The organism is Pseudomonas subflava (assembly GCF_023823685.1).
Classification (GTDB): domain Bacteria; phylum Pseudomonadota; class Gammaproteobacteria; order Pseudomonadales; family Pseudomonadaceae; genus Aquipseudomonas; species Aquipseudomonas subflava.
In genome coordinates this window covers 424552-445781 of sequence record NZ_JAMXBF010000006.1, presented here as the reverse complement: position 1 = coordinate 445781, position 21230 = coordinate 424552, and the positions used below count along the sequence as shown (strand labels likewise).

Sequence of the window (21230 nt, the reverse complement as noted above, 5' to 3'; positions counted from 1 at the left end):
CAGCGGCAGCCATCCGAGCGCCGCATCACCTCACGGAGATTGACATGGGAAATGCCGCAGTGACCGCCCGAATCGACCCGCAGACCCTGGCTCAGGCACCGCTGCACCCGCAGCTGCATGTCGGCAGCCTGCATGAACAGAAGAAACGCATCCTGTTCGTCAGTTCGGAGTTCGCCGACCTGATCAAGGTCGGCGGCCTGGGCGATGTCTCCGCGGCGTTACCGCGCGCACTGATGGAACGGCACGACGTGCGCCTGCTGATTCCCGGCTACCCCCAGGTCATCAATGGCGGCCACCCCATCCGCGTGGTTGGCGAAGTCGCCGGCATGGCCGCCCTGCCGCCTTGCAAGATCGGCCGCATGGATCTGCCCGACGGGCTGATCGTATACGTGCTGCTCAACCCCGAACTGTACGAGCGCGACGGCACTCCCTATGGCGATCCGCACGGCCGTGACTGGGCGGACAACCATATCCGCTTCGCCCGTCTGGGCCTGGCCGCCGCCGAGATCGCCAGCGGCACGGCGTGCATCCGCTGGTGCCCGGAGTTGGTCCACGCCAACGACTGGCCATCCGCCATGGCACCGGCCTACATGGCCTGGCGCAAGGTCGGCACGCCGACCGTACTGACCATCCACAACCTGGCCTATCAGGGCCTGTGCGACCTGCAGTGCAACGCCGAGCTGGGCATTCCCGCCCAGGCCTGCGACAGCGAAGGCATGGAGTTCTACGGCAAGCTGTCGTTTCTCAAGGCCGGCATCGTCTATGCCGACCACGTCACCACCGTCAGCCGCACCTATGCCCAGGAAATCACCACCCCGTCCTTCGGCTGCGGTCTGGACGGCATGCTTCAGGCCAAGGTCCTGGCCGGGCAGCTCAGCGGCATCATCAACGGCATCGACGAGAGCTGGGACCCGCGCAACGACTCGCACCTGATCCAGGGCTTCGCCGCCAACCAGTGGCAGGGCAAGCGCACCAATGCCGAGTACGTCGAGCGCCTGTTCGGCCTGGAGGCCGACGGCCCGCTGTTCGCCGTGGTCTCGCGCCTGGTGCAGCAAAAAGGCATCGACCTGACCCTCGGCGTCGCCGAGGAAATCGTCGCCCGGGGCGGCCGCCTGGCGGTGATCGGTCGCGGCGAGCCGGAACTGGAAGCCGCCATGGCCGAGCTGGGTCGCCGCCATCCGGGGCGCATCGGCGTGCACGTCGGCTTCAACGAGACCGATGCGCGGCGCATGTTCGCCGGCAGCGACTTCCTGCTGATGCCCTCGCGCTTCGAGCCCTGCGGCCTGAGCCAGATGTACGCCCAGCGCTTCGCCTCGCTGCCCATCGCCCGTCGCACCGGCGGCCTGGCGGACACCATCGAGGACGGCGTCACCGGCTTCCTGTTCGACGAGCCGACAGTGGAGAGCTATCTGGAAGCCATCCAGCGCGCCTTCAGCGTCTACGCCCACGAAAAACTGCTGAACGCCATGCGCTGCCGCGCCATGGCCGCGCCGCCCAGCTGGCGTCAACTGGTCGAGCCCTACGACCGGCTCTACCAGCAGTTGCTGGGCGCCACCCGAGCGGTCGCGGCGGACCCGCTCTGATGTACCGCCATGGTGCGCATCGGCTGGACGGGGAACGCACGCGCTTCGCGCTCTGGGCGCCGGACTCCCGCGAGGTGGTACTGGAGCTGCAGGACGGTGCCATGCACCCCCTGCAGCCAGGCGAAGACGGCTGGTTCGCCCTGGAACTGGCGTGCCCGGTGGATACTTATTACCGCTACGTGATCGACGGCCAGTCGCGCGTGCCGGACCCGGCGTCGCGCCGGCAGTTCGGCGACGTGCACGGCTTCAGCCGGGTGGTCGACCACGGCGCGTATGCCTGGCGCTACCCCGAGTGGTCGGGTCGGCCCTGGCACGAGGCGGCCATCTACGAACTGCACGTGGGCCTGCTCGGCGGCTACAGCGGCGTCGAGGCGCTGCTGCCGCACCTGGTGCAGCTTGGGGTCACCGCCATCGAGCTGATGCCGCTGGGCGAATTCCCCGGCCGGCGCAACTGGGGCTATGACGGCGTGCTGCCCTTCGCCCCGGACGGCAGCTATGGCAGCCCGGACGACCTCAAGCACCTGATCGACAGCGCCCACGGCCAGGGCCTGATGGTATTTGTTGACGTGGTCTACAACCACTTCGGCCCCGAAGGGAACTACCTGGGTCAGTACGCCAGCAGCTTCTTCCGCCAGGACCAGCACACCCCCTGGGGCGCCGCCATCGATTTTGGCCGCCGCGAGGTGCGCGACTTCTTCATCGAAAACGCCCTGATGTGGCTGCTCGACTACCGCGTCGACGGCCTGCGCTTGGATGCCGTACACGCCATCGGCGACAGCAGCTTCCTTGTCGAACTGGCCGAGCGCGCACGCTCCGCCGTCGGCTCGAAGCGGCAGATCCACCTGGTGCTGGAGAACGAGCACAACCAGGCCAGCCTGCTGCGGCAGGGCTTCGACGCCCAGTGGAACGACGATGGCCATAACGCCCTGCACGTGCTGCTGACCGGCGAAGTCGAGGGCTACTACGCCGACTTCGCCGAGGACCCCACGGCCCAGCTAGCTACCTGCCTGGCCCAGGGCTTCGTGTACCAGGGCCAGGTCAACCGCCGAGGCCAGCCGCGTGGCGAGCCCAGCAGCCATCTGCCGCCCAGTTCGTTCGTGCTGTTCCTGCAGAACCACGACCAGATCGGCAACCGCGCCTTCGGCGAACGCCTGGCGGCGATGGTCGACGAAGACGCGCTGAAGGCCGCCACGCTGCTGCTCCTGCTGTCGCCGCAGGTGCCATTGCTGTTCATGGGCGAGGAATGGGGCTCGATCCAGCCCTTCCTGTTCTTCACCGACTACCACGACAAGCTGGCGGACGCCGTGCGCGATGGCCGCCGCGGCGAGTTCGCCGAGTTCTCGCGCTTCTCCGACCCGGCCACCTTGCTGCGCATCCCCGATCCCAACGATGCGGACACCTTCAATCGTTCGCAGCCGGACCTGAACCTCACAGCCCAACCACGCCAGCGCGAGTGGCTGAGCTTCTACCGCAGCCTGCTGCGCCTGCGTCAACGCCATGTGGTGCCCGGTCTGCCCGGCGCGCACGCCCTCGGCGTGGAGATGCTCGCTCCGGGCGCGCTTTCCGCCAGCTGGCGCCTGGGCGACCGCCGCGTGCTGCGCATCGACCTCAACCTGAGTGAAACGGCGCTGGAGACCGGTGCCCGCTCACCGGCTGCCGAGCTGATCGCCGCGCACCGGGTCAATGACGAGGAATATCGCCGCGGCCTGCTGCCGGCACGCAGCGCCATCGCGACGCTGGAGGTGGCGCCATGAGTGACGCCCTGCTCGCCGAACTCTCGGCTGCCGCCGGCATCGCCGTCGACTGGGTGGACGCCAACGGCCGTCCGCAACGGGTCACGCCCGAGGCCCAGCGCCGCCTGCTGGAATCGCTCGGCTATCCGGCGCAGAGCCCGCAGCAGATCCAGGCCAGCCTGGGCGCGCTGCGTCACGCCGCCGATCAGCCGCAACAGAGCCCGCTGCTGCCCCTGGAACTGGGCAGCGTAGCGGCCATCGCCGGACAGAAGGCCGACGCCGCCTACAAGCTGACCCGCGAAGACGGCCAGATCCTGACCGGTCGGCTGAACAGCGACGGCGGCCTGCCGGTGCCGGATGTCCCCGGCTATCACCTGCTGGAAGTCGGCGATGTACGCCTGACCCTGGCGGTGGCCCCGCCGAACTGCCGCAGCGTGCAAGACCTCTGTGGCAAGCCCCACGCCTGGGGTCTGACCACTCAGCTTTACGGCCTGCGCCGCCACGGCGACGGCGGCCTGGGCGATACCCGCGCGCTGGAGGACCTGGCCCGTCATGCCGCCAACCTTGGCGCCGACGCGCTGGCCATCAGCCCGGTACACGCCATGTTCGGCGCCGCGCCCGACCGCTACAGCCCCTACTCGCCGTCCAGTCGGTTGTTCTTCAACGTGCTGCACGCGGCCCCGGCCAATCTGCTGGGCAGCGACGCCGTGGCCCGCGCCGTGGCGGCCTGCGGCCTGCAGGAGGAAATGGCGCGGCTGGAGCGCCTCGATCTGATCGACTGGCCGGGCGTGACCGCCACCCGTCAGCGCCTGCTGAGCCAGCTGTACCGCGACTTCCGCGAGGGCGACGGCGCCCTGCTCGGCGACTTCACCGCGTTCTGCGACGTGGGCGGCGATGCGCTGCTGCAGCACTGCCGCTTCGAGGCCCTGCACGGGCACATGCTGCGCAGCGGGCAGTCCGGCGACTGGCGCAACTGGCCGGAAACCCTGCGCGACCCGCGCAATCCCGAGGTCATCCGCTTCGCCGCCGAGCATGCCGACGAGGTGGGCTTGCACGCCTTCGGCCAGTGGCTGATCGCCCGTGGCCTGGAGAGCGCCCAGACGGTAGCCAGCGGCTCGGGCATGGGCATCGGCCTGATCGCCGACCTGGCGGTGGGCGCCGACGTGGCCGGCAGCCAGGCCTGGACCCGCCAGGACGAGCTGCTGCCGGAGGTGACGGTCGGCGCGCCGCCGGACATTCTCAATCGTAACGGGCAGAACTGGGGCGTCTCCGCCTTCTCGCCCGAGGGGCTGCGCCGCCACGGTTTCCGCGCCTTCATCGAGATGCTCCAGGCCAACCTGGCCCACGCGGGCGGCGTGCGCATCGACCACGTCATGGGCCTGCAGCGCCTGTGGGTCATTCCCCAGGGCGGCGAGCCGCAGGACGGCGCTTATCTGCGCTACCCGCTGCACGACATGCTGCGCCTGCTGGCCCTGGAGTCCCACCGGCATCGCGCGCTGATCATCGGCGAAGACCTCGGCACCGTGCCCGAAGGGCTGCGCGAGGAATTGGCGCGGCGCAACATCCTCGGCATGCGCGTGTTGCTTTTCGAGCAGCAGGACGGGCGCTTCATCGCGCCGCGGCACTGGCCGCGCGACGCCCTGGCCACCACCGCCACCCACGACCTGCCCAGCCTCAAGGGCTGGTTCGCCGGCCACGACATCGACTGGCGCCTGCGCGCCGGCCACAGCCGCCCCGAGCAGGAACAGGACGACCGCGCCGAGCGCCGCCGCGAGACCGACGCGCTGCGCCAGGCCATGCATGACGCCGACCTGCTGCAGGCCGATCAGAAGGACGATGCCGAGCAGGCGCTGCAGGCGGGCATCGCCTACATCGGCAGTACGCCGGCGCCGCTGGTGTTGCTGCCGCTCGAGGATACCGTGGGCCTGGATCAGCAACCCAACCTGCCCGGCCCCGGCGACGACCATCCCAACTGGCGGCGGCGCTACGAGCTGCCGGCCCGCGAGCTGCTCGAGCAGCCGGCGACCCTGCAGCGCCTGGAGCTGCTGGCCAAGGTGCGCAAGGAGGCCGTCGATGATTGAGTTGCGCGGCACCCTGCGCCTGCAGTTCCACCAGGGCTTCACCCTGGACGACGCGGTGCCCTTGGTGCCCTATTTTTCGCGCCTGGGCATCAGCCACGTCTACGCCTCGCCACTGCTCACCGCCCGCCCCGGCTCGATGCATGGCTACGACGTGGTCGACCCGACCCGGATCAACCCCGAGCTGGGAGGCGAGCCCGGGCTGCTGCGTTTCGTCGAGGCGCTGCACGGCCGCGGCATCGGCCTGATCCTGGATATCGTGCCCAACCACATGGCCGTCGGCGGCGACGCCAATCCCTGGTGGCTGGACCTGCTGGAATGGGGCCAGAACAGCCCCTACGCTAAGTTCTTCGACATCCAGTGGCACTCCCACGACCCGCTGCTGGCCGGCCAGCTGCTGGTGCCGTTCCTGCGCTGCGACTACGGCCAGGCGCTGAGCGAGGGCAGCATCGGCCTGCATTTCGACCGCGACCGCGGCGCCTTCTATGCCCAGCACTTCGAGCATCGCCTGCCGATCACTCCGCCGAGCTTCGGCGAGATCCTGCGCGGCGCCGACCAGCCGCAGCTGAGCGAACTGGCCGGCCGCTTCGACGCCCTGCGCGGCGCGGCGGACGCCTGGCAGAATGCCCACGAACTGTTCGCCGAACTGAGCCGGCTCGGCTCCCCGGACGTGACCGGCGACGCCATCCCGCGGGCCCTGGCGCGCTACCGCTGCGACAGCGAGGAAGGTCTGCAACGCCTGCACCGTTTGCTCGAGCGCCAGCATTACCGGGTGGCCAGTTGGCGCACCGCGGCGGACGACATCAACTGGCGGCGCTTCTTCGACATAAATGAACTGGGCGGCCTGCGCGTCGAGCGGCCGGAAGTCTTCGAGCTGACCCACGAGAAGATCTTCGAGCTGGTCGAGCGCGGCCTGGTCGACGGCCTGCGCATTGACCACGTCGACGGCCTGGCCAACCCGCGCGCCTACTGCCGCCGCCTGCGCCGGCGCATCGACGGGCTGCTGGAGAAGCGCCCGCAGGCGATGTTCGGCCAGCATTTCCCGATCTACGTCGAAAAGATCCTCGGTGCCGGCGAGCACCTGCCCGTTGACTGGAACGTCGACGGCACCACCGGCTACGAATTCATGAACCAGGTGTCGCTGCTGCAGCACGACCCGCAGGGCGAGCAAACGTTGCGCGCGCTGTGGAGCGAGCTGAGCGGCCGCACCGCGGAGTTCGCCGAGGAAGTGCTGGAAGCGAGACGCCTAGTGCTGGGCAGCAACCTGGCCGGCGACCTGGAGGAAGTGGCGCAAGGCTTGCTGCAGGTGGCGCGCAACGACATCGCCACCCGCGACCTGACCCTCGGCTCGATTCGCCGCGCGCTCGTCGAACTGATCGTGCATTTCCCGGTGTACCGCACCTACGTCAGCGCCTGCGGCCGCTCCGAGCAGGACCAGCGCATCTTCCAGCAGGCGCTGGACGGCGCACGCCAGACCCTGGCCGAAACCGACTGGCCGATGCTCGATCACCTGGACCGCTGGCTCGGCGGCCAGCCGCTGTTCGAACTGCCGCCGGGCCGCCCGCGCAAGCTGCGCGCCCGGGTGATGGGCCGCTTCCAGCAGCTGACCTCGCCGGTGGCCGCCAAGGCCGTGGAAGACACCGCGTTCTATCGCAGCGGCCTGCTGCTGTCGCGCTATGACGTGGGCTTCGAGGCCGAGCATTTCAGCCGCCCGCCGGAGCATTTCCACCAGTGCTGCCAGGAACGCGCGCAGCACTTTCCCACCAGCCTGCTCGGCACCGCGACCCACGACCACAAGCGTGGCGAGGACAGCCGAACTCGGCTCGCCGTGATCAGCGAGCGCGCCGACTGGTTCGCCGAGCGGGTGCGCCACTGGCGGCAACTGGCCGAGCCGCTGCGCACCAGCGCCGAAGCACCCAGCGCCGGTGAGGAACTGATTCTCTACCAGGCCCTGCTCGGCAGCTGGCCGCTGCAACTCGGCGCCGACGACGAGGCGGGCCTGCAGGCCTACCTGCAGCGCATGCGCGGCTGGCAGGAGAAGGCCCTGCGCGAGGCCAAGCTCAACAGCAGCTGGAGCGCGCCCAATGCCGAGCACGAGGCCGCCTGCGGCGATTTCCTCGAGCGGCTGCTGACCGCGCCCGAGGGCCTCGAGCTGCGCCGGGAACTGGTCGCCGCGGTGGACAGCCTGGCGCCTGCCGGCGCGCTCAATTCGCTGGTGCAATGCCTGCTGCGCCTCAGCGCGCCGGGCGTGCCCGATCTGTACCAGGGCTGCGAATACTGGGACTTCAGCATGGTCGACCCGGACAACCGTCGGCCGGTGGACTTCGACGCGCGGGTGGACTCGCTCAGCGGCCTGGAAGAGCCGGGCGAGCTGTTGCGGCAATGGCGCGACGGTCGCATCAAGCAATGGCTGATCGCCAATCTGCTGGCCATCCGGCATGCCCGGCCCCAGCTATTCACCGAGGGCGACTATCGCCCGCTGCAGGTCGTCGGCGAACAGGCCGACCGGGTGCTGGCCTTTTCCCGCAGCCTGGGCGACGTGCACCTGGTGGCCGTGGTGCCGCGCCTGGCCGCGGGCCTGCTGGGTAACCGCGCTGTTCCGCATGTGCCCGCCGAACGCTGGGGCGATACCCGCGTGGTACTGCCGCCGGAGTTCTCCGACCTTCACCTGACCGGCATTTTTCCACCCCACCAGCCGGACAGCCGCGGCGAACTGCCGCTGGCCGAGGTGCTGGCGGATTTCCCCGTCAATCTCTTCTGCCTCAAACCCCTCCCTGCCCCAGGAGCCTCGTCATGAACACCGATGAACAGCGCATCCGCGAATTCGCCTACCAGATCTGGGAATCTGAAGGCCGCCCCGCCGGCCAGGAAGAGCGCCACTGGCAGATGGCGTGCAAGCTCGCCGAAGCCGAGAAGGCCGGCGACCAGCTGCAGCAGCCGCTCAAGCCCAAGCGCATCAGCAAGCCCAAGGCGGTGACCCTGGCCGAGGCGGAAGCCGAGGCCGAGAAACCAGCCCTGCTGAAGAAGCCCCGCGCGCCGCGCGCCAGCACCAAGACTCCGAAACTCTGAGGTCAATCATGGGTTCACGCATCGCCGAAGGTCACCCCTTTCCCCTCGGAGCCACCTGGGACGGCTTGGGCGTCAACTTCGCCCTATTCTCGGCCCACGCCACCAAGGTCGAGCTCTGCCTGTTCGACGAGAAAGGCGAGACCGAGCTCGAACGCATCGAGCTGCCCGAATACACGGACGAAATCTGGCACGGCTACCTGCCCGACGCCCATCCCGGCCAGGTCTACGGCTATCGGGTCCACGGCCCTTACGAGCCGGAGGCCGGCCACCGTTTCAACCCCAACAAGCTGCTGATCGACCCGTACGCCAAGCAGCTGGTGGGCCGGCTGAAGTGGTCCGAGGCGCTGTTCGGCTACACCATCGGCCACCCGGATGGCGACCTCAGTTTCGACGAGCGAGATAGCGCCCCCTTCGTGCCCAAGTGCAAGGTGCTGGACCCGGCCTTCACCTGGGGCGAGCAGACGCCGATCCGCGTGCCGTGGGACTCCACCATCCTCTACGAGACCCATCTGCGCGGCATCAGCATGCTGCACCCAGCGGTACCCGAGCACCTGCGCGGCACCTGCGCCGGGTTGATGAACCCGGAGCTGCTGCGCCACATACGTTCCCTCGGCGTCTCCAGCATCGAGTTGCTGCCGATCCATGCCTTCGTCAACGACCAGCACCTGCTGGAAAAAGGCATGAACAATTACTGGGGCTACAACAGCATCGGTTTCTTCGCGCCGCATCCGGCCTATCTCGCCAGCGGCAAGGTCAGCGAGTTCAAGGAGATGGTCGCGCACCTGCACGACGCCGGCCTCGAGCTGATCCTCGACGTGGTCTACAACCACACCGCCGAGGGCAACGAACGCGGCCCGACCCTGTGCATGCGCGGCATCGACAACGCCAGCTACTACCGCCTGATGCCGGATGACCGCCGCTACTACATCAACGATTCCGGCACCGGCAACACGCTGGACCTGTCGCACCCTTGCGTGCTGCAAATGGTCACCGACTCGCTGCGCTACTGGGCCACCGAGATGCGCGTGGACGGCTTCCGCTTCGACCTGGCGACCATCCTCGGCCGCTACGCCACCGGCTTCGAGGAACGCCACAGCTTCCTCGTCGCCTGTCGCCAGGACCCGGTGCTGAGCAAGGTCAAGCTGATCGCCGAACCCTGGGACTGCGGCCCCGGCGGCTACCAGGTGGGGGGCTTCCCGCCCGGCTGGGCGGAGTGGAACGACAAGTTCCGCGACAACGTGCGCGCCTTCTGGAGGGGTGACGAGGGCGAGCTGGCGGAGCTGGCCAGCCGCCTCACCGCCTCCGGCGACCTGTACAACCAGCGCGGCCGCCGGCCGTTCAGCTCGGTCAACTTCATCACCGCCCACGACGGCTTCACCCTGCGCGACCTAGTCTCCTACAACCACAAGCACAACGAGGACAACGACGAGGACAACCGCGACGGCACCGACAACAACATCTCCTGGAACCACGGTTGCGAAGGCCCTACCGACGACCCGGAGATCCGCGAGCTGCGCCTGCGCCAGATGCGCAACATGCTGGCCACCCTGCTGTTCGCCCAGGGCACGCCGATGCTGCTGGCCGGCGACGAGTTCGGCCGCACCCAGCACGGCAACAACAACGCCTACTGCCAGGACACCGAGCTGAGCTGGGTGAACTGGGACATCGACGAGGAAGGCCGCGGGCTGATCGAGTTCACCCGCCGGGTAATCGCCCTGCGCCGCGCCTACCCCATCCTGCGCCGCGGGCGCTTCCTGGTCGGTCATTACAACGAGGAATTGGGGGTCAAGGACGTGACCTGGCTGAACCCGGACGGCAGCGAGATGGGCGAGGAAAACTGGCACGACCCCGGCTCCCGCTGCATGGGCATGCTGATGGACGGCCGCGCCCAGCCCACCGGCATTCGCCGCCGCGGCGAGCAGGCCACCCTGCTGCTGGTACTCAACGCGCACCACGAGGACCTCGAGTTCCTCCTGCCCGAAGTGGCCGAAGGCCAGGCCTGGCAATGCCTGCTGGACAGCAGCCAGCCGCAGCTGCGCGGTACCGAGCCCTTCGAGTTCGGCAGCCTGTACGACGTGGCGCCGCGCTCGCTGCTGCTGTTCGAGCTGCAGACCGGTGGCGGGAAAAAAGCCTGAACCGGCCTGGTCGCCTCCAGTCCCAACCTCAGTAGGCTGATTTCAACGCCCAGGAGGACAGCATGAAGATTTGCGACATCATGACCCGCAACGTACAGACCGTCCGCCCCGAACAGACCATCCGCGAGGCCGCCTCGCTGATGGCGCGCATCGACAGTGGCGCCCTGCTGGTGGAAGACCATGATCGCCTAGTAGGCATGGTCACCGACCGCGACATCACCATCCGCGCCGTGGCCGAAGGCCTCGACGGCGATACGCCGGTGCGCCGGGTAATGAGCGGCAACGTGCGCTACTGCTTCGAGGACGAGGACGTGCAGCACGTGGCGCAGAACATGGCGGATATCCAGAAGCGCCGCCTGCCGGTGCTGAGCCGCGAGAAGCACCTGATCGGCGTGGTCTCGCTCGGCAACATCGCCAGCGCCCGCAGCGAAACGACCAGCAGCACCGTGCTGCGCGGTGTGGCCCAGGCCCATTGAGGCGCCCATGAAAGCCGTAGTCTTCCATGACGTGGGCGACATCCGCCTCGACGACGTGCCGGAGCCGGTGCTGCAGGCGCCCACCGACGCCATTGTGCGGATCACCGCCTCGGCCATCTGCGGGACCGACCTGCACTTCGTGCGCGGCACGGTTCCGGGCATGGCCGCCGGCACCATCCTTGGCCACGAGGGCGTCGGCATCGTCGAGGCCCTGGGCGAAGACGTACGCAACCTGCAGGTCGGCGACCGGGTGGTGATCCCGTCCACCATCGCCTGCGGCAACTGTTCCTACTGCCGTGCCGGCTATTACGCCCAGTGCGACGATGCCAACCCCAACGGCAAGGAAGCCGGCACGGCGTTTTATGGCGGCCCGCAGCCCACCGGGCCCTTCCATGGGCTGCAGGCGGAGAAGGCGCGCATTCCCTTTGCCCATGTCGGGCTGGTCAAGCTGCCCAGCGAGATCAGCGACGACCAGGCCATCCTGCTCTCGGACATCTTCCCGACCGGCTACTTCGGCGCGGAGATGGCGGAGGTCACGCCCGGCGACACCGTGGCCGTGTTCGGCTGCGGACCGGTGGGCCAGTTCGCCATCGCCAGCGCCAAGTTGCTGGGCGCGGCCCGGGTGTTCGCCATCGACCGCCTCGACGATCGCCTGCGCATGGCGCAGAAGCAAGGCGCCGAGATCATCAACTTCGATCGGGAAGATCCGGTCGAAACGCTGCGCCGCTTGACCAACGGCATCGGCGTGGACCGCGCCATCGATGCCGTCGGCGTGGATGCCGAGTGCCCCTGCCACACGGCGCAGCCCCAGGCCGCGCAGTTCCATCAGGAAATGGCGGCGATCACCCCCAAGACCCATCCGGACGGCTCCAACTGGCATCCGGGCAGCGCACCGAGCCAGGCCATGCAGTGGGCGGTGGAAGCCCTGGACAAGGCCGGGACCCTGTCGATCATCGGCGTGTATCCGCAGCAGGCGCGCAGCTTCCCCATCGGCGCTGCGATGAACAAGAACCTCACCATCAACATGGGCAACTGCCACCACCGCAAGTACATCCCGCGGCTGATCGAGCTGATCCAGCAACGGCGCATCAACCCGACCAAGATCCTCACGCAGGTTCGGCCGATGAGCGATGCGATCGACGCCTTCAAGGCCTTTGACCGGCGCGACGAGGGCTGGGTCAAGGTCGAGCTGCACCCGCAGATGCAGATTGGCATCGGCGAGGCGGACAACACCGAGGACGAGCGGCTCGACGAGGCCATCGAAGATTCCTTTCCGGCCAGCGACCCGCCGGCCATGACGGTGCCCAAGCGCTCCTAGGGAGATCCATGAGCGACATCCGCATCGGGATTTCGGGGTGGCGCTACGGCCCATGGCGTGGCGACTTCTACCCCAAGGGCCTGCCCCAGCGGCGGGAGCTCGAGTACGCCTCGCGCCAGGTCGGCAGCATCGAGATCAACGGCTCCTTCTACGGCCTGCAGACGCCCCAGCGCTATGCCAGCTGGTACGACACCACGCCGCCGGGCTTCGTCTTCAGCGTCAAGGCGCCGCGCTACATCACCCATGTGAAGCGCCTGCGCGAAATCGAGCAGCCGCTGGCCAACTTCTTCGCCTCCGGCCCGCTGCAGCTCAAGGACAAGCTCGGCCCGTTCCTCTGGCAGTTTCCGCCGAGTTTCCGCTTCGATGAGGCGCTATTCGAGGATTTCCTCGCCCACCTGCCCCACGACACCGAGCAGGCCCGCAGCTGCGCCCGCCACGCCGAGGCCCGCCTGCACCAGCCCGGTTATCTGGAGGCGGCGAAGGGACAGAAACTGCGCCACGCGGTGGAGATTCGCCACGACAGCTTCCGCTGCCCGGCCTTCGTCGAACAGCTGCGCCGCCACGGCGTGGCGCTGGTGGTGGCCGACACCGCCGGCAAGTGGCCCTACGCCGAGGACATCACCGCCGACTTCCTCTATCTGCGCCTGCACGGCGACGTGAAGCTCTACACCAGCGGCTATTCGCCCGAGGCCCTGCAGCGCTGGCAGGCGCGCATCGAGGCCTGGACCACCGGCGAGCAGCCCGACGACGCCCAGCTCATCGACCCCGCACACAAGCCCGCGCGACGCCCGCGCGACCTGTACTGCTACTTCGATAACGATGTGAAGGTGCGCGCGCCCTACGACGCCCGCCATCTGATGGAAGGCCTGGGCGTCGCCCCCGACCATTGCCAGGAGGCCATTGCATGACCGAGCCCGCTCAGATCATGACCGTGGAAAGCGCTCCGGCGGTTCACCGCCTGAGAATTCTGACCATCAACATGCACAAGGGCTTCACCGCCCTCAACCGGCGCTTCATCCTCCCCGAGCTGCGCGAAGCCGTGCGCGCCACGGAAGCCGACCTGGTGTTCCTGCAGGAGGTGCTCGGCACCCACCAGCGCCACGCCAAGCGCCACCGCAACTGGCCGGAAACGCCGCAATACGAGTTCCTCGCCGACAGCATGTGGCCGCAGTTCGCCTACGGGCGCAACGCCGTCTACCCGGACGGCGACCACGGCAACGCCCTGCTCAGCAAGTTTCCGATCAGCCATTACGAGAACCTCGACGTGTCGATCGGCGTCGTCGAGCAGCGCGGCCTGCTGCATTGCGCGCTGCAGGTGCCGGGGCCGCGCAACATCCATGCGATCTGCGTGCACCTGGGCCTGCGCGAGGTGCACCGTCGCCAGCAGCTGAACCTGCTGTGCAAGCTGCTGGACGGCCTGCCCAAGGACGAGCCGGTGATCGTCGCCGGCGACTTCAACGACTGGCGCCTGCGCGCCAGCGGCGTGCTCGCCGAACAGGGCATGCACGAGGTGTTCGCCAGCGAACTGGGCGAGCCGGCCAAGAGCTTCCCGGCGCGCTGGCCGCTGCTGCGCCTGGATCGCATCTACGTGCGCAACGTCACCAGCCACCAGCCGACCGTGCTGTCCACCCGTCCCTGGTCGCACCTCTCCGACCATGCTCCCTTGGCCGTGGAGATCCACATATGAAGTACCAATGGCGCGATGGTAATCAGGTCAACCTGCTGATCAACGGCGAAGAGTTCTACCCACGGGTGTTCGAGTGCATCCGTGCGGCGCGCCGCGAGGTGCTGATCGAGACCTTCATCATCTTCGACGACAAGGTCGGTCAGGAACTGCAGCAGGTGTTGATCGAGGCCGCCAGCCGCGGCGTGCGGGTAGAGCTGACGGCGGATGGCTACGGCACCGCCGACCTGACCCCGGAATTCGTCGCGGCGATGACCAGCGCCGGCGTCCACGTCCACATCTTCGACCCGGCGCCGCGCTGGCTCGGCATGCGCACCAACCTGTTCCGCCGCCTGCACCGCAAGGTGGTGGTGATCGACGGCGAGCGCGCTTTCATCGGCGGCATCAACTATTCCGCCGATCACCTGGGCGACTTCGGCCCCATGGCCAAGCAGGACTACGCGGTGGAAGTGGTCGGCCCGATCGTCGCCGACATCCACGCCTCCAGCCTGCGCATCATGCGCCCGGCGCTGGAAGAACCGAGCCAGGTGCGCCCCGTCGCACGCCCGGCCGGCGACGCGCGCATGCTGCTGTCGGTGCGCGACAACACCGAGCACCGCCGTGACATCGAGCAGCAGTACCTGCAGGCCATTCGCGCAGCCAACTACCGGCTGATCATCGCCAACGCCTACTTCTTCCCCGGCTACCGGCTGCTGCGCGAGATGCGCAACGCCGCCCGCCGTGGCGTGCGCGTCACCCTGATTCTCCAGGGCCAGCCCGACATGCCCTGGGCCCGCGGCTTCTCGCGCATGCTCTACAACTACCTGCTGCGCGATGGTGTGGAGATCTTCGAGTACTGCCAGCGTCCGCTGCACGGCAAGGTGGCGTTGATCGACCGCGAGTGGTCGACCGTGGGTTCGAGCAATCTCGACCCACTGAGCCTGGCACTCAACCTCGAGGCCAACCTGGTCATCCGCGACGCGCGCTTCAACCAGCAGCTATATCAGCACCTGAACGGCCTGGCCGACGAACACTGCAAGCGCATCGACCTGGAAAAAGCCGTTCGCGGTTACTGGTGGCGTGCGCCGCTGATTTTCCTGTGCTTCCACTTCACCCGCCTCTTCCCCGCCATCGCCGGCAAGTTTCCGGCCCATTCGCCGCGCCTCAAATCGCTGCGACCGCACCTCGAAGAGAACAGCCAAGCCTTCTGTGATCAGGGAAAGACCTCATGACCCAGCAAAACCAGCCCAAACCCTGGATCAAATGGGGCAAGCGCCTGCTCACCGTGTTCTTCTTCATCATGGTGCCGGTGTTGCTGTTCATGCTGGTGAAGAACCTGGAGTGGAACGAGGTGGTCCAGGCCCTGCAGAGCTACAGCATGCCCATGCTACTGGCCTGTGTCGGCATCACCGCCGTCAGCTTCACGCTGTTCGCCAGCTATGACCTGCTCGGCCGCGCCTACACCGGTCATCACTTGCCCGCCAAGCAGATCCTACCGCTGACCTTCGTCTGCTACGCCTTCAACCTCAACCTCAGCTCCTGGGTCGGTGCCATCGCCCTGCGCTACCGCCTGTATTCGCGGCTGGGGCTGGGCGTGGCGACCGTGACGCGCATCCTCACCTTCAGCCTGATCACCAACTGGCTGGGCTACATGATCCTCGCCGGCATCGTCTTCTCCCTGCGCCTGGTGCAACTGCCGGAGAACTGGCAGATCGGCGCCACCGCGCTACAGGCCATCGGCATCGGCCTGCTGCTGGTCTGCGCCACCTACCTGTTGGCCTGCCGCTTCGCCCGCCGCCGCTCCTGGTCCTGGCGCGACCACGAAGTCACCCTGCCCTCGCTGAAACTGGCGCTGGCCCAGGCGGGCATGTCCATGTGCAACTGGTCGCTGTCCAGCCTGCTGATCTTCCTGCTGCTGCCGAAGGGCGTGGACTACCCCACCGTGCTCGGCATCATGCTGGTCAGCAGCATCGCCGGCGTCGTCACCCACATCCCCGCAGGCCTGGGCGTGCTGGAGGCGGTGTTCATCGCCATGCTCGAAGGCCAGGCCTCCAAAGGCGCCGTCCTCGCCGCCCTGATCGGCTACCGCGCCATCTACCTGCTGCTGCCGCTGCTGGTGGCCGTGGTGGTCTATCTGGTACTGGAAAAACGCGCGAAAAAACTGCGCCAAAAGTCCGAACAGGCCGGCCGGCTGAAGACCGAGGGGGCGTGACGTCACCCCAGCTCAGCTAGCTGAGGACGTATGGGAACCGGGCTCATCGGCTCTCTACCGTCCTTGCTTCTCTTAGGTGTGGGCTTCCCGGATCATGTCCGCCGCGCGCTCGCCGATCACCACGCAGGGCGCCATGGTGTTGCCGACGGTGATACGCGGCATGATCGAGGCATCGGCGATACGCAGTCGCTCGATGCCGTACACCTTGAGCTGGTGATCGACCACTGACAGCGCGTCACGGCCCATTTTCGCGGTACCGCACTGGTGCCAGTAGGTCACGGCCGAGTTGCGGATGAATTGCTCCATCGCCCGGCGATCCCCTGGCCCGGGCACGACCTCGCGCTGGACCAGCGCATCGAAGGCGCCGTGGTTGCCCAGCTCGCGGCACAGCTCGACGGAGGCGAACGCGGCGGCCATGTCTTCGGGGGCGCTCAGTGAATTCGGCTCGATCAGCATGGCGTCCAGCGGCCCGGCGCCGGACAGGCGCAAGCGCCCTCGGCTCTGCGGTCTGGCCAGGCCGGCGAACATGGTCCAGCCATGCGCCGGCGGCGCGATGCCAACCTCGGCTGGCGACGGCACCGGGAACTCCAGTTGGCAGTGCAGCAGGTCGGGGTAATCCAGGCGCGCATCGCTCCGCCAGTACAGCGTGGCCTCGCAACCGCCACCGCCCACGTCCTGCGGCTGCCGGTATGCCCAGGTGCAGCCGAAGGCCACGTGATCCTGGTGGTTCTGGCCCACGCCGGGCAGGTGTTCGATCACTTCGATGCCATGGCTGCGCTGCTCGCTTTCCGGGCCGATGCCGGATTGCATCAGGACCTTGGGCGTGTTCACCGCGCCGAGGGACAGCACCACTTCGCCTGCCGCATAAAAGCATTGGCGCTGGCCGTCGATCAGCACCTCGACGCCCGTTGCCCGCTTGCCCTCGAACAGCAAGCGGGCTACCAGGGCACCGGTGAGCACCGTCAGGTTCGGCTGGTGCAGGCGCGGTGCGATGTAGGAGTCGTAGACGGACTCGCGCTTGCCCTGGTTAATGCGCAGGTCGGCAATCGCCACGCCGCCGGGGCCTTCCATCATTTCGCCGTTGGGGCTGTCGAAGCGCGGAATGCCCAGCTGGCCGGCGGCCTTCAGGGTGGCCCAGGCCAGGGGCTGGGGTGCAGCGGGTTGGCCGACATGCACCGGGCCGTTCGAACCGCGGCGCCAGGCGTCGGGGCTGCCCTGCCAGCTTTCGATGCGCCGGTAGTAGCCCAGCACCGACTCGTAGCCCCAGGCCGGGTCGCCGGACTCGGCGGCGAAATGTTCCCAGTCCGAGCGGTGCCCGCGGGCCCAGACCATGACGTTGATGCTCGATCCTCCGCCAAGGCCCTTGCCCATGTTCAACGACAGGCGCCGGCCGTTCAGCTGGGCGGTGGGTTGTGCTTCGAAGGCCCAGTCCCGCGCCGAGCCCAGGTTGAGGGGCCATTGCCCCGGCTCGACGACCTCGGGGCCGGTGTAGCCCGCGCCGGCTTCGATCAGCAGCACGCGGGCGTCCGGTTGCTCGGCAAGGCGGGCGGCGACCACGCAGCCCGTCGTACCGGCGCCACACACGATGAAGTCGTAACTCTGTTGGTTCATGCGTCCCTTCCATCTGCAGCGGGTGAAAGCCAAGGCCGTTCAGGGTGTCGACGGGCCGCTCTCACTGCGCATCGACGCTGCGGACCGCTTCGAGAATCACCTTGGCCACGGCGGCCGGCTGCGACTGCTGCGGCACGTGGCTGGTGCGCAGTTCGGTCAAGGTGGCGCCGATGCGCTTGGCGGCGGAGCGCTGGACGTCGGGGTGGATCATCCGGTCTTCGCTGGCCAGCAGGTACCAGGACGGCTTGGTCTTCCAGGCGGCGACGGTGGTGCGGTCATCGAAGGCGGACGCCTTGATCGGGCCCTGGGTCGCGGTCATCACGGCAGTCTGTTCGGCCGGAAGGTCCTGGGCGAAGTCTTTGGCCATGCCTTGCGGCGTCATGTACAGGAAGCCGTTGCTGTCTGCCTGGATCTGGCTGATGCCCGGCGGCGTCGGTGCGCCCTTGCCCTGCTCGCCGCTGAACTGGCCGGCATCGGGGGCGAAGGCGGCGACATACACCAGGGCGCCGACTTTGTCATGGGCGCCGGCCTCGCTGATCACCGTGCCGCCCCAGGAATGGCCGACCAGCACCACGTCGCCCTGCTGGTTGTTCAGCGCGCGCTGGGTGGCGGCCACGTCGTCGGCCAGGGAAGTGAGCGGATTCTGTACCACCGTCACCGAAACCCCTTCGGCCTGCAGGTAAGGTACGACCTTGGCCCAGTCGGAGCCGTCGGCGAAGGCGCCATGTACGATGACCACCGAAGGCAGTGTATCGTCGGCCTGGCCGACACCGGCCACGAAGGTGCTGGTCAGGGCAAAAGCGGCGGTGATGAGGTGCTTGCTGAAGGTTTTCATGGGAGTGAACTCCTGTGTTTGGAGTTCAAATTCTGCTGACGGGCCTGCCTGGCGGGTATCGGTCATTTATCCGACCCGGGGACTTTTTCATGGATGGCGCGGTGCGATTCGACATTTCGTTGAGCGGGGCTTTGGCGGCGATTTCCCAGGTCGGCGACCTGAGCATGGGGCAGCCGCTGGGCCACTCCCAGCGGGTTGCCCGGCTGGCGCGGCTGCTGGCCCAGGCCGGGCATGGCACCGGCGAACACCTCCAGGTCGCGGAGCAGGTGGCGCTGCTGCGCTGGTCGGGGTGCACCGCCAACGCCGATGGCTTCGCCCACCTGCTGGGTGACGACGTCGACGGCCGCCGCGCGATGCTCGACCTGACCCTGGGCGCCGACGCGATGAACGCCGTGCACAAGGCCACGCCGCTGGCGGTGGTGCACTGCGAGGTGTCCGGTGAAATCGCCAGGACCCTGGAGTTGGGTGCGGATGTGGAGTCCGGCCTGTGCCGGGTGTTCGAAACCTACGACGGCACCGGCCGCCCGCTGGGCCTGACCCACGAGCACATCCCGGAAGTGGCCTACCAGGTGGTGCTGGCCGGGGACCTGGACATTCTCAGCCGCGCGCACGGCGTGGACGCTGCGCTGAACTGGATCCGCGAGCAGTCCGACCGCCGCTACCCCGCCGCCCTCGCCGCGCTGCTGGTGCACCATGCCAAGGACTGGCTGGCGGAGCTGCAGGCCACACCCGACGCGGTGAGCACCAGCGCCATCGAACGCCCGGTGTCGCTGACCCTGGTGGGTGATGTGATAGACCTCAAGCTGCCGTGGCTGGCGGGCTATTCGCGGCAGGTGTCGCAGCTCGCCGTGGAGGCCGCCCGCCTGTGGGGGCTGCCCGACGCGACCCGGAGCAACCTCGGCAAGGCGGCGCTGATCCACGGCCTGGGCCGGGCGGCGGTGTCCAACCAGCTGTGGAACACCGCCGGCCCCCTGCCCTACGGCGCCACCGAGCGCATCCACCTGGTGCCCTACTGGACGCAGAAGGCTTCACGGCAGATCAGTGAGCTGACGGCGCCCGGCGAGATCGCCGCCCACGCCTACGAACGGCTCGACGGCAGCGGTTACTTTCGCGGCGCCCTGGGCGATGCCCAATGCGCCGAATGCCGCTTGCTCGCCGCCTCGGTCGCCTGGGTGGCGCTGCGCAGCGACCGGCCCTGGCGCCCGGCCCACAGCGAATCGGAAGCGGCGCGGCTGTTGAAACAGGATGCCGGCCGCGGGCTGTTCGACGCCGACATCTGCGAGGCGGTAATCGCTGCCGCAAGGGGCGAACGCCGGCTGCCGCAACCCAAGAGCACGCTGCTGACGGCCCGCGAGTGTTCCATCCTGCTGGAAATCAGCCGGGGCGCCAGCAACAAGGAAGTGGCGCGGCGGCTGGACATCAGCCCGAGCACGGTGCGCACCCATATGGAAAGCATCTTCCGCAAGCTGGGCTGCTCCACCCGCGCGGCGGCCACGCTGAAGGGCCTGACCCTGGGCCTGATCGCCTGACGCCCGGGCCGGCCCTCAGGCCAGGTTGCCCCGGGCCAGGGCGGTAAAGGCCTTGAGCGCGGCGGACGGATTGCGGCGATTGGGGTAGTACAGGCACAGCCTGTCCCGAGGCGGCGTCCAGTCGTCCAGGACCCGCTCGAACTGACCGGCCTCGATTTCCGCCTGCACGTCCTGCTCCATGAAAAAGCCAAGCCCCACGCCGGCCTGCACCACGGCCTTGACCACGCCGGGCTCATCGAGGGTCAGCGGCCCGCTGACATCGAGCCGCGTCACCTCCCCCGCCCGCTCGAAATGCCAGGGGTAGATCGCGCCATTCGGCAGGCGAACGCGGATGCACGCATGCCGCAGCAGATCAGCCGGCGTGCGCGGCCGCCCGTGCTGCGCGAAGTAGCCCGGCGTGCCGACCACGGCGTAGCGCTGCCGCGGGCCGAGGGGAATCACGATCATGTCGCTGGGGACCAGGTTCGCCGAACGCACCCCGAGGTCGAAGCCGTCGGCGACGATGTCCACCAGGCGGCCTTCGGTCACCAGGTCGATGTGCACCTTGGGGTAGCGCCGCAGAAATTCCAGCACCAGAGGCAGCAGCGTCGAACGGGCGGCACTGGCGAAGGCGTTGATGCGCAGCACGCCCGACGGCCCGGCACTGTGCGCGCGCACCGTTTCGAGCGCGGCGCGCACGTCCTGCAGCGCCGGCCCAACCCGCTCCAGGTACATCGCCCCGGCCTCGGTCAGCGACACGCTGCGGGTAGTGCGATTGAACAGGCGCGTTTCGAGGCTCGCCTCCAGCTTGGCGATGGTGTTGCTCAATGCGGTAGTGGACACATCCAGGTCGATGGCCGCCTGCCGGAACGACGCCCGGCGCGCCACGGCAAGCACCGCTTCCAGTTCGTTGAGGCCCAGTCGTGGGTCGGCCATCGGATTGTCCTGAAATTCAGGATAGGTCGTTAATTCTGTCCCAGTTGAGCAAATTATCCTGCGAGCGGCAAGA

At 68.1% G+C, this 21230-nt stretch carries 16 protein-coding genes; 13 read left to right on the top strand and 3 right to left on the bottom strand.

Going from position 1 to position 21230, the window contains the following annotated elements; genetic code table 11:
• The first annotated feature begins 44 nt into the window (after window positions 1-44).
• The 12 genes from glgA to NF616_RS11205 all read left to right on the top strand — a co-directional run bounded on the left by glgA (window position 45) and on the right by NF616_RS11205 (window position 16267).
• Complete coding sequence (gene glgA / locus NF616_RS11260; RefSeq protein ID WP_252273360.1) at window positions 45-1583, top strand: glycogen synthase GlgA; 1539 nt, start codon at window positions 45-47, stop codon at window positions 1581-1583.
• The gene (gene treZ, locus NF616_RS11255; RefSeq protein ID WP_252273359.1) at window positions 1583-3337 is read left to right on the top strand and encodes a malto-oligosyltrehalose trehalohydrolase; all 1755 of its coding nucleotides are present in this window, start codon (window positions 1583-1585) and stop codon (window positions 3335-3337) included. The genes glgA and treZ overlap by 1 nt, the downstream gene beginning before the upstream one ends.
• On the top strand, window positions 3334-5397 hold the full coding sequence (malQ, locus tag NF616_RS11250) for a 4-alpha-glucanotransferase (RefSeq protein WP_252273358.1): 2064 nt from the start codon (window positions 3334-3336) through the stop codon (window positions 5395-5397). The genes treZ and malQ overlap by 4 nt, the downstream gene beginning before the upstream one ends.
• Window positions 5390-8191 (top strand): malto-oligosyltrehalose synthase, encoded by a 2802-nt coding sequence (locus NF616_RS11245; RefSeq protein WP_252273357.1) that lies wholly within the window; start codon window positions 5390-5392, stop codon window positions 8189-8191. The genes malQ and NF616_RS11245 overlap by 8 nt, the downstream gene beginning before the upstream one ends.
• A complete protein-coding gene (locus NF616_RS11240) occupies window positions 8188-8463 on the top strand; it encodes a DUF2934 domain-containing protein (protein WP_252273356.1) in 276 nt (91 codons plus the stop codon). The genes NF616_RS11245 and NF616_RS11240 overlap by 4 nt, the downstream gene beginning before the upstream one ends.
• A gap of 8 nt (window positions 8464-8471) precedes the next feature.
• On the top strand, window positions 8472-10598 hold the full coding sequence (gene glgX, locus NF616_RS11235) for a glycogen debranching protein GlgX (RefSeq protein ID WP_252273355.1): 2127 nt from the start codon (window positions 8472-8474) through the stop codon (window positions 10596-10598).
• Between the two features lie 62 nt (window positions 10599-10660).
• Window positions 10661-11074, top strand: a complete 414-nt coding sequence (locus NF616_RS11230; RefSeq protein ID WP_252273354.1) for a CBS domain-containing protein — start codon at window positions 10661-10663, stop codon at window positions 11072-11074.
• Window positions 11075-11081: 7 nt separating this feature from the next.
• Window positions 11082-12392 (top strand): zinc-dependent alcohol dehydrogenase, encoded by a 1311-nt coding sequence (locus tag NF616_RS11225; RefSeq protein WP_252273353.1) that lies wholly within the window; start codon window positions 11082-11084, stop codon window positions 12390-12392.
• A gap of 8 nt (window positions 12393-12400) precedes the next feature.
• Window positions 12401-13300 (top strand): DUF72 domain-containing protein, encoded by a 900-nt coding sequence (locus NF616_RS11220; protein ID WP_252273352.1) that lies wholly within the window; start codon window positions 12401-12403, stop codon window positions 13298-13300.
• Window positions 13297-14079, top strand: a complete 783-nt coding sequence (locus tag NF616_RS11215; RefSeq protein WP_252273351.1) for an endonuclease/exonuclease/phosphatase family protein — start codon at window positions 13297-13299, stop codon at window positions 14077-14079. The genes NF616_RS11220 and NF616_RS11215 overlap by 4 nt, the downstream gene beginning before the upstream one ends.
• Complete coding sequence (gene clsB / locus NF616_RS11210) at window positions 14076-15287, top strand: cardiolipin synthase ClsB (RefSeq protein WP_252273350.1); 1212 nt, start codon at window positions 14076-14078, stop codon at window positions 15285-15287. Before NF616_RS11215 ends, clsB begins: the two co-directional genes overlap by 4 nt.
• Window positions 15284-16267, top strand: a complete 984-nt coding sequence (locus NF616_RS11205; protein ID WP_252273349.1) for a lysylphosphatidylglycerol synthase domain-containing protein — start codon at window positions 15284-15286, stop codon at window positions 16265-16267. The genes clsB and NF616_RS11205 overlap by 4 nt, the downstream gene beginning before the upstream one ends.
• 72 nt (window positions 16268-16339) lie before the next feature.
• Here the strand turns inward: NF616_RS11205 and NF616_RS11200 are convergent, their stop codons facing one another.
• Both NF616_RS11200 and NF616_RS11195 read right to left on the bottom strand, forming a co-directional pair.
• Window positions 16340-17878, bottom strand: coding sequence for a GMC family oxidoreductase (locus NF616_RS11200; protein WP_252273348.1), 1539 nt, complete (start codon window positions 17876-17878; stop codon window positions 16340-16342).
• Between the two features lie 61 nt (window positions 17879-17939).
• Entirely contained in the window at window positions 17940-18713 is a 774-nt protein-coding gene (locus NF616_RS11195) for an alpha/beta hydrolase (protein ID WP_252273347.1), read from the bottom strand.
• Between the two features lie 89 nt (window positions 18714-18802).
• Here NF616_RS11195 and NF616_RS11190 point away from each other — a divergent pair, with 89 nt between their 5' ends.
• Complete coding sequence (locus NF616_RS11190; protein WP_252273346.1) at window positions 18803-20242, top strand: HD domain-containing phosphohydrolase; 1440 nt, start codon at window positions 18803-18805, stop codon at window positions 20240-20242.
• Between the two features lie 15 nt (window positions 20243-20257).
• On the opposite strand, the gene NF616_RS11185 is transcribed toward NF616_RS11190, so the two are convergent.
• The gene (locus NF616_RS11185; RefSeq protein WP_252273345.1) at window positions 20258-21157 is read right to left on the bottom strand and encodes a LysR family transcriptional regulator; all 900 of its coding nucleotides are present in this window, start codon (window positions 21155-21157) and stop codon (window positions 20258-20260) included.
• Between the last annotated feature and the right edge of the window lie 73 nt (window positions 21158-21230).